Source organism: Sphingobacterium sp. GW821-FHT03E03, assembly GCF_059420745.1.
Window position 1 is genome coordinate 79183 of the sequence record NZ_JBWKUH010000006.1, and the last position, 16518, is coordinate 95700.

At 38.2% G+C, this 16518-nt stretch carries 14 protein-coding genes and 1 tRNA gene; 7 read left to right on the forward strand and 8 right to left on the reverse strand.

Annotated features, from left to right (window positions below):
* The first annotated feature begins 217 nt into the window (after positions 1-217).
* Together htpG and AC07UV_RS09575 are read left to right on the forward strand one after the other, a co-directional pair.
* Positions 218-2110: a molecular chaperone HtpG gene (htpG, locus tag AC07UV_RS09570; RefSeq protein WP_495183531.1), complete on the forward strand. Its 1893-nt coding sequence runs from the start codon at positions 218-220 to the stop codon at positions 2108-2110.
* Positions 2111-2370: 260 nt separating this feature from the next.
* Positions 2371-2444 (forward strand) — tRNA-His (locus tag AC07UV_RS09575).
* A 122-nt stretch (positions 2445-2566) separates the two neighbouring features.
* Here AC07UV_RS09575 and AC07UV_RS09580 read toward each other — a convergent pair.
* Complete coding sequence (locus AC07UV_RS09580; protein ID WP_282254272.1) at positions 2567-2899, reverse strand: transcriptional repressor; 333 nt, start codon at positions 2897-2899, stop codon at positions 2567-2569.
* A 525-nt stretch (positions 2900-3424) separates the two neighbouring features.
* Between AC07UV_RS09580 and AC07UV_RS09585 the strand changes: the two genes are divergently transcribed.
* Positions 3425-4456, forward strand: a complete 1032-nt coding sequence (locus AC07UV_RS09585; RefSeq protein ID WP_495183532.1) for a Gfo/Idh/MocA family protein — start codon at positions 3425-3427, stop codon at positions 4454-4456.
* Between the two features lie 179 nt (positions 4457-4635).
* Here AC07UV_RS09585 and AC07UV_RS09590 read toward each other — a convergent pair whose 3' ends face one another.
* Together AC07UV_RS09590 and AC07UV_RS09595 are read right to left on the reverse strand one after the other, a co-directional pair.
* Positions 4636-5205: an outer membrane beta-barrel protein gene (locus AC07UV_RS09590; RefSeq protein WP_495183533.1), complete on the reverse strand. Its 570-nt coding sequence runs from the start codon at positions 5203-5205 to the stop codon at positions 4636-4638.
* A gap of 254 nt (positions 5206-5459) precedes the next feature.
* Complete coding sequence (locus tag AC07UV_RS09595) at positions 5460-6344, reverse strand: cation diffusion facilitator family transporter (protein ID WP_495183534.1); 885 nt, start codon at positions 6342-6344, stop codon at positions 5460-5462.
* Positions 6345-6488: 144 nt separating this feature from the next.
* Between AC07UV_RS09595 and AC07UV_RS09600 the strand changes: the two genes are divergently transcribed.
* Together AC07UV_RS09600 and AC07UV_RS09605 are read left to right on the forward strand one after the other, a co-directional pair.
* Entirely contained in the window at positions 6489-7073 is a 585-nt protein-coding gene (locus tag AC07UV_RS09600; protein ID WP_495183535.1) for a Crp/Fnr family transcriptional regulator, read from the forward strand.
* Between the two features lie 61 nt (positions 7074-7134).
* The gene (locus tag AC07UV_RS09605; RefSeq protein ID WP_495183536.1) at positions 7135-7830 is read left to right on the forward strand and encodes an alpha/beta fold hydrolase; all 696 of its coding nucleotides are present in this window, start codon (positions 7135-7137) and stop codon (positions 7828-7830) included.
* Between the two features lie 86 nt (positions 7831-7916).
* Here AC07UV_RS09605 and AC07UV_RS09610 read toward each other — a convergent pair whose 3' ends face one another.
* The 5 genes from AC07UV_RS09610 to AC07UV_RS09630 all read right to left on the reverse strand — a co-directional run bounded on the left by AC07UV_RS09610 (position 7917) and on the right by AC07UV_RS09630 (position 14454).
* Positions 7917-8483: a TlpA family protein disulfide reductase gene (locus AC07UV_RS09610; protein ID WP_495183537.1), complete on the reverse strand. Its 567-nt coding sequence runs from the start codon at positions 8481-8483 to the stop codon at positions 7917-7919.
* A gap of 161 nt (positions 8484-8644) precedes the next feature.
* A complete protein-coding gene (locus AC07UV_RS09615) occupies positions 8645-8911 on the reverse strand; it encodes a hypothetical protein (protein ID WP_495183538.1) in 267 nt (88 codons plus the stop codon).
* A gap of 441 nt (positions 8912-9352) precedes the next feature.
* On the reverse strand, positions 9353-9574 hold the full coding sequence (locus AC07UV_RS09620) for a heavy-metal-associated domain-containing protein (RefSeq protein ID WP_495183539.1): 222 nt from the start codon (positions 9572-9574) through the stop codon (positions 9353-9355).
* Between the two features lie 37 nt (positions 9575-9611).
* On the reverse strand, positions 9612-12029 hold the full coding sequence (locus AC07UV_RS09625; RefSeq protein ID WP_495183540.1) for a heavy metal translocating P-type ATPase: 2418 nt from the start codon (positions 12027-12029) through the stop codon (positions 9612-9614).
* 169 nt (positions 12030-12198) lie between these two features.
* Positions 12199-14454 (reverse strand): ATP-binding cassette domain-containing protein, encoded by a 2256-nt coding sequence (locus tag AC07UV_RS09630; protein ID WP_495183541.1) that lies wholly within the window; start codon positions 14452-14454, stop codon positions 12199-12201.
* Positions 14455-14525: 71 nt separating this feature from the next.
* Here AC07UV_RS09630 and AC07UV_RS09635 point away from each other — a divergent pair, with 71 nt between their 5' ends.
* Both AC07UV_RS09635 and AC07UV_RS09640 read left to right on the forward strand, forming a co-directional pair.
* A complete protein-coding gene (locus tag AC07UV_RS09635) occupies positions 14526-14948 on the forward strand; it encodes a MarR family winged helix-turn-helix transcriptional regulator (RefSeq protein ID WP_495183542.1) in 423 nt (140 codons plus the stop codon).
* Positions 14949-15325: 377 nt separating this feature from the next.
* The gene (locus AC07UV_RS09640) at positions 15326-16420 is read left to right on the forward strand and encodes a DNA alkylation repair protein (RefSeq protein WP_495183543.1); all 1095 of its coding nucleotides are present in this window, start codon (positions 15326-15328) and stop codon (positions 16418-16420) included.
* Positions 16421-16518: the final 98 nt, after the last annotated feature.

Here is a 16518-nt window from a genome sequence, read left to right on the forward strand (position 1 = left end):
GTCGACCGATTCAAACGTCTACTTGCCCCCATCCCGAGTCCTGTATATTTTTTTGTCTAAACTATCCTGACATAGGTTCAAATACGATTACTAGGGTATATTGAACGATTATGACAAAATGAATGAATTTCTGCCATCCTGTCCTACAATCACTATTTGGAACACAGATTGTGCATTAATCACCAAAATCATAAAATTAAATAGCAACATACAAATTATGAATCCAGAAAAAGGTAGTATTTCAATCCACACGGAGAACATATTTCCCGTAATCAAAAAATTCTTATACTCAGATAATGAAATTTTCTTGCGCGAACTGGTATCTAATGCAGTTGATGCTTCCCAAAAGATTAAACGTTTGGCATCTTTGGGGCAATACAATGGCGAAACAGGTGAGTTAATCGTAGATGTGAAGTTTGATGAGGCGGCCAAGACCATTACGATTTCAGACAATGGTATTGGTATGACTGCCGAAGAAATCAAAAAATATATTAATCAAATCGCGTTTTCGGGAGCAACAGAATTCATGGAGAAATTCAAAGAAGCTAACGACGCAAATGAGATTATTGGTCGCTTTGGATTAGGATTCTATTCAGCATTTATGGTGGCAGACACCGTAGAAATTCAATCATTATCCTACCAAGATGGGGCCGAACCAGCGCATTGGACATGTGACGGTAGTACTTCTTACGAAATTTCAACAGGGACTAGAACAACACGTGGTACGGACATCATTTTGCATATCAATGACGAGTCCACTGAGTTTTTGAGTCAGGCTCGTCTACAGGACATCTTGGACAAATATGCAAAGTTCCTTCCTATCCCAATTCGTTTTGGCACCAAGACAAGCTCGGAGCCAGATGGAGAAGATGAGGAAGGTAAACCAAAATACAAATCTGTAGACGTTGACAATATCATCAATAATACAAATCCAGCTTGGACAAAGTCTCCTTCAGAGTTAAAAGACGAGGATTATTTAGCTTTCTATCGCGAACTATATCCTTATTCGATGGATGAGCCATTGTTTTGGATCCACCTTAACGTAGATTATCCATTTAACCTGACCGGTATTCTTTACTTCCCTAAAGTGAAAAACGAGCTGGAAATCCAACGCAACAAAATCAAGCTTTACTCTAGACAGGTATTTATTACCGATGAAGTAAAGGATATTGTACCGGAATTCCTGATGTTACTTCATGGGGTAATTGATTCACCAGATATTCCATTGAATGTCTCACGCTCTTTCTTACAGGCAGATAGCAATGTTAAGAAGATCAATAGCTATATTACAAAAAAAGTTGCGGATAAATTAAATGAAATATTCAAAACTGACCGCAAAGGTTTTGAAGAAAAATGGACAGATATTGGCTTGTTTATCAAGTACGGCATGCTAAGCGATGAAAAGTTCGCGGAAAAAGCGAGTGATTTCTGCTTGGTAAAAAACACGAACAACGCGAGTTTTACAATCAAAGAATACTATGAAAAGGTAAAAGATATTCAAGTCGATAAAGATGGTAATATTGTTTACCTATATACACATGATGCTGCTCAGCAAGATGGTTTTATCCAAACAGCGTTAAACAAAGGCTACGATGTTTTGGTACTTGATGGCCCACTTGACACACATTTCACCTCCTATTTGGAACAAAAAGGAGGCGAAAAGGTACAGCTTAAACGTGTAGACGCAGATGTGATCGACAAGCTTATTCAAAAAGATGAGAAGATCGAACTCTCATTATCTGAGGAGGAATCTAAAAAAGCTTTGGAAGTTTTCGAAAAAGCGATTTCGCGTCAGGATATGAAAGTTGAGGTAGATGCCCTTCGTGAAGGCGACTTACCCGTATCCGTTACTATAGATGAGTTTATGCGTCGTATGAAAGATATGGCCAAAACTGGCGGTGGTGGTATGAACTTTTATGGTTCATTGCCAGATAATTACAAAGTAACGGTTAACGGCAATCACCCGTTGATCAAAAGAATTTTATCTTCTTCTGACGAAGAAAGTGCGAAATTGGCGAAACAAGCCTTTGATCTAGCACTCTTGTCAAGAGGTCTGTTATCCGGTGCAGATCTAACATCTTTTGTAAAAAGAAGTGTTGAGATGATCTAATAGGAACAACAACCATATAGAAAAGCGATCGCCCTCGTCAGGTGATCGCTTTTTTTATGCTTTTTGATTCAATTACCGAACAAAAATAGACCCCTTTTTAAATAAAAATCTCAAATCACGTCCTAAGGGCTATTACAATCGTTTTTTATTAAAATTTAATAAACTAACCTTCACCTAGTTGGCTTTAATACCGGTTTTTTTTCATTCAAATATTTGGAGGGAATAGGGTTTAATCGTACTTTTGTATCATCAAAATCACGGTAGGTATAGCTCAGTTGGTTAGAGCACTAGATTGTGGTTCTAGGGGTCGTCGGTTCGAGCCCGATTACTTACCCGAAAAGGGCAAATCAAAACAAATTGGTTTGCCCTTTTTCCATTTTTGTACCGGCTATATTTTTACTCAACAACACGACAATTTACTTCCCCTATCTATAACTTGCAACATGAAACACTTTTCTACACGCCCACTGCTTTGACATCTTTCCTGATCCAACGATAATATCGTCCTCTAGGGCCATTCCCACGCAGTTCGAGCCAACCAAGAGCATGCAGCAATTTAATTGTAGAGTACAAAGTTGCCCAACTGATATGTTGTATTGTTCGTAACTCAACATAGAGGTCGTCAATATTGTCAATAATAACTTTGCGCCACAAATGCTTGATAATATGTAGGCGTTGAGGTGTTAATTTGTGTCCTTTACTTGTTAATGAGCTGATTAAAACTTCCATATCTCTTATACAATAAATAGTAAAGTCCGATGACCTGGTTTCGCTGCCATATCTTGCCATCCAACTCTATATTATATATTGCATAAGTTTTAAAATACCGAAGGTAAAAAACTATCCTCACAGTGAATAACACACAATCAACTAATAATCAATTAAATAAAATTCACTAAACTATTGCACATAGCTCATTATTTTTTCAAGAATTATCTTGTCTTTGATCATATCAAGTGATACTACATTAAGTTACTCTTAAGAATGAAAACAAATGGATATATTTACTCGAGTAAGAAATGTACTTCTTTATATCTCCTAAATTCGGCGTATTTCGCTGGCCTATTGTTATCACAGATTTGTAATGAACAATGATGGTATATAGGTATCGATAGGCAAGATCCAGATAAAGTGGACGGCAAATGTGATTTTCCTAAAGAAAAATCAATCCAAATATGTGAGGATCGATCTAAAATAAGACAAGATATACTTATATTTATATCCAGACCCTACTTCGGTCCAACGGTTCATAGAAGTAATTACAAAAAGAATATTCAACAGCAAATAACCTTGCTTCAACAAGATCATATAAAAATGAAAAATACCAAGATCAATACCGGAATTTTAAGCTTTGGTATGTCGGGTCGCGTCTTCCACGCACCTTTCATCCATATCAACCCACATTTTAACCTAGTTGCCGTTGTCGAACGGTCTCAGAAAATAGCACATGAACTTTATCCCGAAATAAAAAGCTATGATACCGTAGATCAATTATTGGCGGACGATACAATAACACTGGTGATCGTAAACACGCCAAATCATACACACTTTGAGTTCGCGACAGAGGCGCTAAAAGCAGGAAAACATGTCCTGATCGAAAAACCAGCCGTGGAAAATATAACACAGTTCAACAAACTTTCCGAGATCAGCAAAAAAAGTGGGAAGCGGATTTTCTTTTATCAAAATAGACGTTATGACAGCCATTTTCTCGATGTAAAGAAAGTTATTGAAAGCGGCAATCTTGGTAAATTGACCGAAGTATCTTTCCGCTTCGACCGCTATAAAATGGAATTAGGTCAAAAATATTTCAAGGAAAATAACCAATATATTTCGAGTGGTCTCACCTATGATCTGGGGCCTCATATTATAGATCAGGCTATTTCGCTTTTCGGAAAACCATCGAAATTTAGCAAAACAACTTCAATTAATCGGCCCGACTCGCAGGTAGCAGACTACTTCCATTATCATTTACGCTACCCCAATGAACTGAATGTATTTCTAACGGGGAGCCTTGCTGTGGCCGATCCCTTGCCCGCTTTTGTGGTACATGGTACCAAAGGAAGCTTCATAAAAACGATGGCTGATGTGCAAGAACAGCAATTGATTGACGGCATGCTTCCCAATAACCCAACCTATGGTGTCGAACCGAATGGCAGTGAGGGTAAACTGGTGACTATCGACAACACAAATCAAAAGCATATTTCTTATCCGCTTCCACATAAAGGAGATTATAATCTAATATTCAACGCTATCTATGAGAACCTTGTTAATGAGGTCGAATATCCAATTACAATGGACCATATCAGATGGCAAATTGAAATGTTATCTGCCGATAATAGCATATAGCATTAATAAGGCAACCGTAAAGACCAAAGCACAAAAGCAGCAGCTTTTAACACAAAAAACCATCCCAATTTAATTGGGATGGTCCTCTCCTGTTTATATTGCCAATATCAATTTTTATGCATTAAAAACTAATAGTTTAGCAAAGTCTTTCACAAATGGATTTTGCATTGAAATCGATTTTAAAATAACTCAAATTTGATTCCCAGTTGATATTGTTCAATATCCGCAGTCCAATTGTCAATAATATTATTTGTTCGATTAAATTTTCGATATCGAAAATAAATCTTACCCAATTCTGCACCTAAACTGTATCCTGTTCTCGGCTTACTACGAAATGCGTTCTCTCCGTTGTTTAGTTTGTAACGGTCATCATTGAGCAAAAAATTAAAATCCAGTCCCCCCATAATCGCAATTGTACGGGTAAAATTTACCTTTAGATACAACGGCACACTCATATATTCCAATTTTCTGGTTCCGGCTCCTATCCCATATTCACTTTCTGCAGTCTGATCATTATTACGAATCCGCATTAAATTATAGACCGGTTCTACTTGTAACGCTATGTTTTTGTTAAAATGATAGCTAAAATCCCCTCCGATCTGGAAACCGATTCTTTTACCGGAACGAAAAGCCGAACCATTTGTACCAGATAGATTCCCGCCGGCCCTAAGTCCCATTCCAAATTGCGCTAACGCTTTATGTGTACACAACATTCCAAAAATTACTGTTACGGCAAATACTATTTTCATTCTTTTGTTGACTAGCATACAATGTTATTTACGATATAAGCTTCTCACAACAATCCATCCAACATAACTGCATGTATATTTAACAAAGCACCCTCATCGTGAACAGGAGGAGAAAACTTACAGACAATCTATTTCCAGAGAAATAAATTGTGATTTAGAATAAAGCTAAAGGAAAAATAAATACAAATTGACAAAATTATACGAACATTGCTATTTGATATACGAACAGGCTAATTCTTGCCAAACATAGCCATTTAGTCTATATATGTACTCGGTTCGATGTGGATCATAACATGACCAAGGTCGGGTATATGTTCGATCAGATAGTCCTTGAGCTCATGAGCCAGTGTATGGCCTTCTCTCACCGTGATCTCACTATCCACAATCGCATGTAGGTCGACGTGATATTTTGTTCCCGACTTTCGAACATAGCATTTCTCCGTCGCTTTTATACCCGCTACCTCCAAAGCATATTTTCTGATTTCCTCGATCACTTCCTCGTAAACATTTTCATCCATGATTTCACCAAGAGCAGGTCTAAAAATATGGTAACAATTATACAAAATAAATCCAGCGGCAAATAACGCAGCATAATCGTCCGCATTCTCATATCCCTTACCTAATACTAAGGCGATAGATATACCAATAAAAGCCGCCACCGAAGTAATCGCATCACTTCGATGATGCCAAGCGTCCGCTTTTAGCGAAGAACTATTGGTCTCTCGACTCTTTTTCATCACAATTCTGTAGGAACTTTCTTTCCAAATAATGATTCCTCCGAGAACGAATAATGTCCAAGGCTTCGGTAGTTCATGGGCTGTCCCAATATTTTCTATACTTTCATATGCAATGATCGTAGCTGATACAATGAGAACGCCAACAACGATAAACGTAATAAGTGGCTCTACCCTTCCATGGCCATAGGGATGATTTTCATCAGCAGGCCGCTGGGCATATTTTAATCCAAGAAGAACTAAAAAAGAAGAAAAAATATCAGCGGTGGATTCAATGGCATCTGCTATAAGTGCGTATGAATTTCCAAAAAAACCCGCCAACCACTTCAGCAAAGCCAACATTGTATTTCCGATAATACTGAAATAGGTAGTTTTTATCGCTGTTTGCTCTTTGATTTGGGACATATCATTGTTGCTGTGATGTATTACGAAGGTAATATTTTTATAGTCAACTGTAAAGAAAGTATATGATTCAATGTTGTGACATACTATCAAAAGTTTTCAATAATTTTAATACAAAATTATTGTGGCTTAAAATTTTTACCAGCTATGTCTGAGATTGTAAACGAATATACCAAGTTTGGACCTTTATTTTTGGTCGATGAAGAACACTATTCTGAATTTTGTAGTTATCTCAAATCGACAACCTATAAAAAGTCCGATTTTTTTTTGAAAGAAGGCGAAAAATGTCAATACTTAGGTTTTTTAAAAACCGGTTTTATGCGAACGTTTTATATCAATGATAACGGAGAAGATGTAACGTTCAATTTCCATTTTGACAATTACTTTTTTACCGATTACGAAAGTATCCTTTGTAATACGAAGTCGCGTATGAATATTAAAGCGGTATCTGATGCCGAGGTATTACTTCTACACAAAGATGATCTTCAAAAACTCTATCAAAAGGATGTTTACTGGCAAGAATTTGGGCGAAAGATGACCGAGGTCATTTACCTCGGGGCTAAAAAGAGAATCGAAGAGTTGTTATATTACTCGCCAGAAATACGGTATAATAATCTACTCGCCGAGAATGCACAAATTTTTCAGCTCGTAGCCCAAAAACATATTGCCAGTTATCTCGGCGTTAAGCCACCCTCATTGAGTAGAATCCGTCGACGAATTTTAAAACGTTAACTTAAGTTAATATGTTTAATAGCGACTTAAACATATATTTGTTCTATAAACTTCAACGAATATGGGAAATCAAAATGTAACAATTATTTTAGTCCATGGAGCCTGGGGAGACGGGTCTCATTGGAGACACGTTATCACGAATCTTCATGCGGAAGGGTACACGGTACGAAGCGTACAAAATCCATTGACATCTGCCGAAGACGATATCCAAAAGACCAAAGATTTGATCGACCTACAAACGGGTAAAGTTATTTTGGTTGGTCACTCTTATGGTGGAGCCGTAATATCCGCCGCTGGACATCATGAAAAAGTTGCAGGCTTAGTATATATCGCTGCCTTTGCTCCGGACAAGGGTGAAAGTCTGGGCGGTATCTTCGGCCGTAGAGAACCACCATCCGGTGCGGCCAACCTTGTTCCTGATGAAAAAGGATTTCTATGGATCAAATACGATAAATTCCACGAAAGCTTCGCTCAAGATTTAGATGAAAAAGATGCGATCGCAATGTCCTTGGCACAGAAACCAACACATGGAAGTATTTTTGCGGCAGAGGCGGGAGAGCCAGCTTGGAAAACAAAACCCAGCTGGTATCAGGTATCAGACAATGATCATATGATACCGCCAGTGACTCAACAGGAAATGGCGGAACGAATTAATGCTCGTAAAATTATTCATTTGGAAGCCAGCCACGCTTCACTAGCTACCCATCCAAACGAAATTACAGCATTGATCAAAGAGGCGGTTGAAGCAGTATCTTAGCGCAAAAATCATAAAAAGAGCTAAATAGGCGTTAAACCTACTTAGCTCTTTTTAGTCCTTGCAACCTTCCTTATGCTCTAGTAATGCTAATTTGCCTTTGTCAGCTCTACTAAAGCCTTTGCAATCTCTGGAGCTGCATAATCTCTGCTCCCCTCCAAACGTTCTACAATTTGTCCATTTTTGTCCAAAATCACCGTTGTAGGAATGGATCCACCCAAAAATTCTGGTGGAATTTCTCCTGTTGCAGTATATAGTGGTAAATCATACTTGTTCTCCTCCAGAAACGCCGCCGATTGCTCAATATCATTGTCGACATCAACCATTAGGAATACGATATTTTTGTTGTCTTTGAATCCCTGTCTTAAGGTATTAATGGACGGCATTTCATGTATACACGGTGGACACCAAGTCGCCCAGAAATTGATAAAGACAACCTTCCCTTTTAAATCACTTAGTTTAACAACATTACCGGCTTTATCTTTGAAGGAAACGTCGGCCACTTTTGGCTCTTCAACTTCTTTAACGGCTTGAGCTTGCTCTTTTTCTGCTTTGGGTTTGTTACCATCCGCCGAGTTTCCACAAGCAGTCAAAACACTTGCAGCAATAATAAAAAGTCCAAAACCTGTTATAATCCTATTAAATTTTATATTCATTATTATATATGTAAATTACTAAATTTTAACTATCTATACACTAACACAAAAAAACTACCAACTGTTTATTTGTTCCTTATCTTAAGGATTCCTCACCGTATAAAAACAGATGAATATCAAGACGATCTCCTAGCGAAGACAGAACTGATTGAAAAAGAATTCTAAATGCGTAATGTTCGATATTGGAGAAAAATGGGTAAAGTATGCACAATCTTCTGGCGACCGTTTCGATTAGCGGACAGTTGCAGACGCTCCTGTATGCTAAAAGGATAAGACGACCTAAGGATTTGCACATCATCCGGTAAAAGAAGAGTTTCCTGTACAAAGCTTAGTCGGGCGTTTCCATTATCTACCGACTCACTACAGCGCTCAAATCCGTTATCAAGGGGTATGGCCCGATCCGCTATTCTCCCCTGTTCCGTATTCATTGGTGTCCCTATGAGACTTTTGATTCCATTTTTTATTGGGCAGGATGTTAGCAATACAAGAATAAACATTACCAAAATAGTAATGTATTGTCCATAGCTTCTGAGAATATTAGATTTAATGCTGCCCATTAATGGCTAAAATAAGCTTATTTGCGCTAGCACACAAGTAGCTTAAGCTATTTTTATTTATTTTCAAAGGCTATTGCTTTTCTTCAACAGGCAGTCTATATAACTAGACCTCTTCATAAAAAGATTGGGCTAGCGATAAAAAAACACCCAATTCAGCCACGCTTGTTGTTGCTCATATCAGTCGGTTAGTATAGGCAAGACAATAGTCGCTTTCAAGTGTTGAGAGGACCCTATGGCCTTGTAACAACTTAAGCCAAAAAATAAAAGTCGTCCCGGATAAAGGACGACTTTTTCTTAATTCCCGCTTTCAATTTATGCAGAATGTGACGTTGCAATGAACCCTCTCCTTTTGACAATCTCTATAACCTCTTCTTCAGAGATACCGTTCGATTTTACTGTAAGAATTTTATCACTGTTTGATGTATCGACGCTCCATTCACAGATCCCTGCTGCATTGTCTAAATCTGCACTTACTTTGGATACACAGCCACCACAGTTGAGGTTTGTTTTGAATTGAATATTTTTGCTTTCCATGTTATTTAATTTTAAAGTTATTATTTACTATTACTATCTATTTTTTCCATTTTAAACGCAAGCTGTTGCTCACGACACTAACACTGCTTAAGGCCATTGCTGCTCCAGCGAGCATGGGATTCAAAAGAAAACCATTGATTGGGAAGAGTATACCTGCAGCAACTGGAATACCGATTACATTATAAATAAAAGCCCAAAACAGATTTTGCTTGATGGTGGCCACCGTCTGTTTCGACAAGCGGATTGCCTGTGGTATTTTAGTCAAATCCGAGGAAATAATTGTCATTTTTGCCACATCCATAGCAATATCACTTCCTTTACCCATCGCTATACTGACATCCGCAGTTGCCAATGCTGTACTGTCGTTAATACCGTCACCGACCATCGCCACTACCTTTCCGCGTTGTTGGAGCGCTCTTACGAAATCAGCTTTATCTTGCGGCATCACTTCTGCTTTATAATGCTTAATGCCTGTCTGTTCTGCAATAGCTTTGGCAGTCGATTCATTATCGCCTGTAAGCATATAAAGCTCAATACCCATTGCCTGCATCTCTTGAATGGCCAATACCGAGGTTTCCTTAATCTTATCAGCAATAGCGATCACTGCTAACGCATGGGTACTGTTGGCAAACCAGATAACAGTTTTCGACTCCTCACTCCATTGTTCTGCCTGATCCTGCAATTGCTCTGAGATAGCGATGCCATTTTCAACCAATAGTTTCCTGTTACCAACATAGTAAGTCTCCAGATCATGATTGGCTTTCGCTCCTTTCCCGGTAATACTGTCAAATGCCGATATTGACGTTCCTATTACACCTTCAAGATGGTTAACTACCGCTTCCGCAAGGGGGTGTTCAGATTGCTTTTCTATACTTAATAATATTGCATTTGTCGTATCATCGCTGTTCAACCATTGGATACCTGTTACCTGCGGTCTGCCCTCGGTAATTGTTCCAGTCTTATCCAAGACAATTGCATTGACACGTTTGGCAAGCTCTAAGCTCTCTGCGTCTTTGATCAGAATACCTTGCTCTGCCCCTTTGCCAACACCTACCATAATTGCTGTGGGCGTAGCTAAGCCAAGCGCACAGGGACAGGCTATAACTAATACCGTTACAGCAGCCAGCAGCCCTTGTACCACACCATTTTCACCGCCCAGAATAAACCACAATACGAAGGTAAATAAGGCAATACCAATCACCACTGGAACAAATATTCCAGCAATCTTATCGACCATCTTTTGCACTGGAGCCTTGCTACCCTGGGCGTCTTGAACCATTTTAATGATCTGCGCCAACATCGTCTCCTTACCTACTTTGACCGCTTTGAATTGAAAGCTACCTTTCTGGTTAATCGTACCAGCAAAAACCTTTTCGTTTTCTTTTTTGAACACCGGAACCGGTTCACCACTCAACATGCTTTCATCAACATAGGAATCGCCCACAGTGACCATACCATCCACAGCAATCTTTTCACCAGGTTTTACCAAGATAATATCACCTGCTTTTACGGCTTCTATTGCAACTTGTATTTCGGATCCGTCAGATTGTATGACCATGACTGTTTTGGGCTGTAATCCCATTAATTTTTTTATAGCCGAAGAAGTATTACCTTTCGCTTTTTCTTCCAATAATTTCCCAAGCAAGATAAAGGCAATAACCACCGCTGCAGCTTCGAAGTACACATGCGCATGCAGCCCCCGCTGATGCCAGAAATTGGCAAATAACATATTGAAAACACTAAAAATATAGGCGATCCCAGTGCTTAATGCAACCAGGGTATCCATATTTGCTGAACGATGCTTTGCTTGTTTCCATGCATTAATGAAAAAGTCTTTACCCAACCAGAGTACAACAGGTGTTGCAAAGAACCACATGATTGGATTTGCATATGGAATATCCATGAAAAACATACCGATCACCACCACGGGAAGTGATAGGATAATTGCCCATATCGTTTTGCTTTTGAGTGTCCGGAATTTTTCAGCATGGATAGATTCCAACGTTTCTTGTTGCGTAGATTCGTCTTCCACTAATAGATCATAACCGCCTGCTTGTACAGCTTTTTGAATTTTAGCGGCATCAGTGAGATTCGGAAGATATTCAACAGTCAAGTTTCCTGTAGCAAAATTTACAGAAGCATTCACTACACCAGATTCATATTTTACCATACTTTCTGCACTCCCTGCACAGGAAGCACAAGTCATTCCTAACACGGGAAATGTTTTGACTACTGTCGACACGCCATAGCCAAGATCCTTAACAGCTTTCACAGCATTAGCTACAACCTCATTATTTTTGACAGTAATAGCCGCCCTACGATTGTTCAGTTCAACTTTGTGGCTCTCTATCCCCTTTACCAAGGCCAACTCTTTTTCAACAATTAATGCGCAATGTTCACTTTCTACATCCTCCAAAGGAATATAAATTGTTTCGTTATAATTATTTGTAGCCATATCTGTATGTATTAATCTTACATTACAAATTTGGCCACAAACCTGGAGTAAATCATTACAGAATTACGGAATTGATTTGTAATATTATGGCTTGTTTTCTATCCTACAATTCCTAGATATACGATTAAACTTTTAATCTGATCTAAGAGTAGACCCCGTTTATTGTATCCTAAGTCATTTTTAAATGCTGCCTTAAATATATAGCAGTTATTGATATTTTATCTTCCAACAGGTTAGCCACTGTTCCTTCAAAGAGCAGCTCACCACCATATTTGCCAGCTCCTGGACCAATATCTATCACCCAGTCCGCCTGAGCTATGATGTCAAGATTATGTTCGATCACAATAACAGTATTCCTATTTTTCACAAGTTCATCTATAAAGTTCAATAGTTTTTGTGTATCAGATGGATGTAATCCCGTACTTGGCTCATCGAGGACTATTATACCATTCCTTTGGTTGAGTTCTCTTGTAAGCTTCAGGCGCTGTCGTTCACCACCTGAAAAGCTATCTAGTCGCTGTCCTAAGCTGAGATAACCTAGGCCAAGGTTGGATAACATGTTAAAAGCATCATGAAAGGACTCATCGGGAAAGAATGCAGCTGCCTCCGTGACAGTCATATTCATAACATCGACTATATTTTTACCCTTATAATGATAATCTAGTACCTGTGCTGTGAATCCTGAACCACCACATAGCTCGCAAGGTTGTTCAATATCATCCATAAAAGCCAGATCAATTTTCTCAACGCCCAATCCGTTGCAATTTTCACATGCCCCTAAACTATTTCTGCTGAATAATTTATCAGAGACCTTATTTGCTTTTGAAAAAAGCTTCCTGATCAAATCTGATAAATTAAGATACGTGAGCAGATTTGAACGTACACTGGCCGCAAATAGTGCCTGATCAACTACTTTAATCTCTGGATAAAACATTGGCAATATTTTGTTGATCAGCGTACTCTTACCTGAACCGGCGACACCTGTGACAACAGAAAGCACGTGTTTGGGTATTCTTACATGGATATTTTTCAAATTATGCAAGCTCGCATTCTTTATTTCCAGATAGCCTTGGGCCTTTCTTGGTGTCTGATTGAAATCGAAACATCGGCCAAAGTAAGATCCTGTTTTTCCTTTTGAATATTGCAGTCCTTCAAATTTGCCTTCGTAGACGATTTCACCACCTGATTTTCCGGATCCCGGCCCCATATCGACAACCCAATCTGCAATTCTAATTAAATCTGGATCGTGTTCTACAATAATTACAGTATTGCCCTTCGCTTTGATCTGTTGAATAATTGTTCCGATATTTTGCAAATCTTTAGGATGGAGACCAATACTCGGTTCATCAAAAATATAGAGCAAATCAGTTAAACTATTACCGAGATTACGCACCATCTTGATGCGTTGAGATTCTCCACCAGATAAGGTATCTGTACGTCTATCCAACGTGAGGTATTGAAGGCCGATATTGACTATATCATGTAATTTCTTGCTCAGTTCATTTAATAATACATGATAAGTTTTAGAGCTTATGGTAGCTATGAAATCAAGTAGTTCGTCCACCGAGAGTGATGCACAATCCGCTATACTTTTCCCCGATATTTTACACGATAGCACCTTTCTATTTAGCCTTGTGCCGTTACATACAGGGCATTTTTTTGTGATTATAACATTTTTGAGAGCCTCTTTACGAGTTATATTCTCCTTCGAATCTTTTTTTAAGAATGCCTTTTCGATACGAGGAATTAAGCCCTCGTATTTCACAGTCTTTCCCCATTGTTTGTCAGGGAATCTGGGTTTATGTTCCGTCGCATTCAAAAGCATCTCCCATTCTGATTTGCTATAATTTTTTAATTTCTTGTCATTATCAAAATATCCAGATAAAGTATATCGAGTTAAGCGCCATCCCCCAGGCTGAAATGTCGGAAATGCGATTGCACCTTCATTCAAAGATTTTTCCATATTCAAAAGTCGTGTAATGTCAAGGGTCTGTACAAAACCAAGTCCCTCACATTCACGACACATACCCAGTGGATTGTTAAATGAAAATACATTGGAATATCCCACAAACGGAGTACCCATTCTAGAAAAAAGCAATCGCAATGAACTATAGATATCTGTAGCTGTACCTACTGTGGAACGGGCATTCCCACCCAGCCTTTTTTGATTGATAATAATAGGTACATTTAAGTGTTCAATCTTATCTACTTCTGGAACCCCGATGTGCTGCAAACGATTTCTGATAAAACTCGTCTGAGTCTCGTTAAACTGTCGCTGTGCTTCTGCTCCGATCGTTTCAAATACCAAAGACGATTTTCCTGAACCGGATACACCCGTGAAAACAGTGATCTCTCTTTTGGGGATGTTGAGCGAAACACTCTTCAGATTGTTTTGCTTTGCATTTACGATGACGATATAATCCATTTTAATTATCTTTGATATTGATTAACTTAGTTAAACATAATACTTAACAAAGTTAACTAAACTATTGTTTTATGAATAAGAGCGAAACTGATTTTTATCAGGTCTTTACAGATCTACAGTGTTTTATATTAGCCAATATGAACCGAGGAAATATACATGGGGTAACCGCCACACATTACAATATAATGGAATATATTTATAGAGGTCATCAGGTTACTGGTAAGCAGATCGCTGAAGCCTTTCAGATCAGTCAGGCTGCTATTTCTAAGCAGCTTAAATTTTTGACCGAAAATACGCTTATCAAGCAACAACAATCTACAATAGATCGTAGATTTTTTGATCTGACGCTGACTGATGAAGGTCGATATATCATTGATAATTCGGAAAACTTTAGGGAAAGTATTGCAAAAAAAGCCTCACGCTCTTTGGCAAAGGATGAATTAAAAACACTTACTTTACTTCTTCATAAGCTTATGCAACAGGTAAAAGATTAATACGATGATTTAGTGCTGCTTCTATTATTCTTGTGCTGCCTCTCGTTAATGTAAATACCGTTAGTAATTCACAACCAGTTACTATTGCAAAGGATCATGGTCTTTGCTATTGCGACCCAATGAGATACAACGACGGTTACAGCTACTAGAGCTAAAGTTCGAATTCAAAGTACGAAATAATATGCTATACCGAATACCTGGAAAACTTATCAGCAACAGGATGTTTATTTGTGATTCAACATATTTAGCTATTGACAAGCAGTTGTCAGTTCTATCATCTAATTTTGTCTCTAATTAACAACTTGGCACGATGAAACTTCGGTCAAGTTGTGGCCACATCTTGTTTTAAATATATATTTGAATTATATAAAATATTTATGAGTCTTATCAAAGATATCTATTCGCTTAATTTCTATCAACTAATTGCAGATCAGTTTAGTCAGGTAAATCCCGATTTCAATAAAGAGCAATTTATTACGAGAATCTTTAGCGCTGATTTCAACAATATGGAATGGAAGCAAAGGACCAAACATACAACACAAACCTTGCATGAATTTATGCCATCCAATTTTCCCGAGGCAATCGCCTTAATCACTCAAGTTGTTGAGAATCTAATTGCGGCAGGGTATTCTGGTGGACTTGAATATATTATATTCCCTGACTACATCGAAACTTATGGTGTTGAGCATTTTGAAACCGCCGTGCAATCCCTTGAAATAATTACACAGTTCATCACTTGTGAATTTGCTGTTCGCCCTTTTATTATCAAGTATAAAGAACGGATGATCAGTGTAATGGAACAATGGGCACGAAGCCCGAATGCACAAGTTCGCCGTTTGGCAAGCGAAGGTATTCGTCCACGACTACCATGGGCTATGGCTATCCCCTTTCTGAAGAAAGATCCAAGCCCTATTTTGCCTATTTTGGATTTACTAAAAAATGATGTATCAGAAACTGTAAGAAGAAGTGTCGCTAACAATTTAAACGATATCTCTAAAGATAACCCCGATATTTTGCTGGCCATTGCGAAAAATTGGAAAGGGATCAGTAAAGATACAGACGGAATCATTAAACACGGCTGCCGCACATTACTTAAACAAGGGCATCCCGAGATTTTACACTACTATGGTTTGGACGGAACAGATTTTGAGGTTTCCGATCTACGCATTGAAACACCATATGTAAAAATTGGTGAATATGTCTTTTTTTCATTTCAGATCGAAAATACACATGCGCAATCAAAACCACTCCGCTTGGAGTATGGATTATATTATCAAAAATCAAATGGTTTAATGTCCCGTAAAGTATTTAAGATTAGCGAGAAGATCTATTTATCAGCTGAAAAAAATCGGATTGAGCGCAGACAATCATTTAAGGTAATAACCACCAGAAAATTCTATATTGGTAAACATAAGATTTCCATTATTGTCAATGGCAGGGAAACATCGGAAATGGAATTTGACTTGATTTGATAATTTTCAAATAACATTTGCGCTGGTTGATTCGGGCTCCAGATCTCAACCTAAAACAAAGTGGGCAGTATGATGTTTTTATCCATAGGTCTCTATTT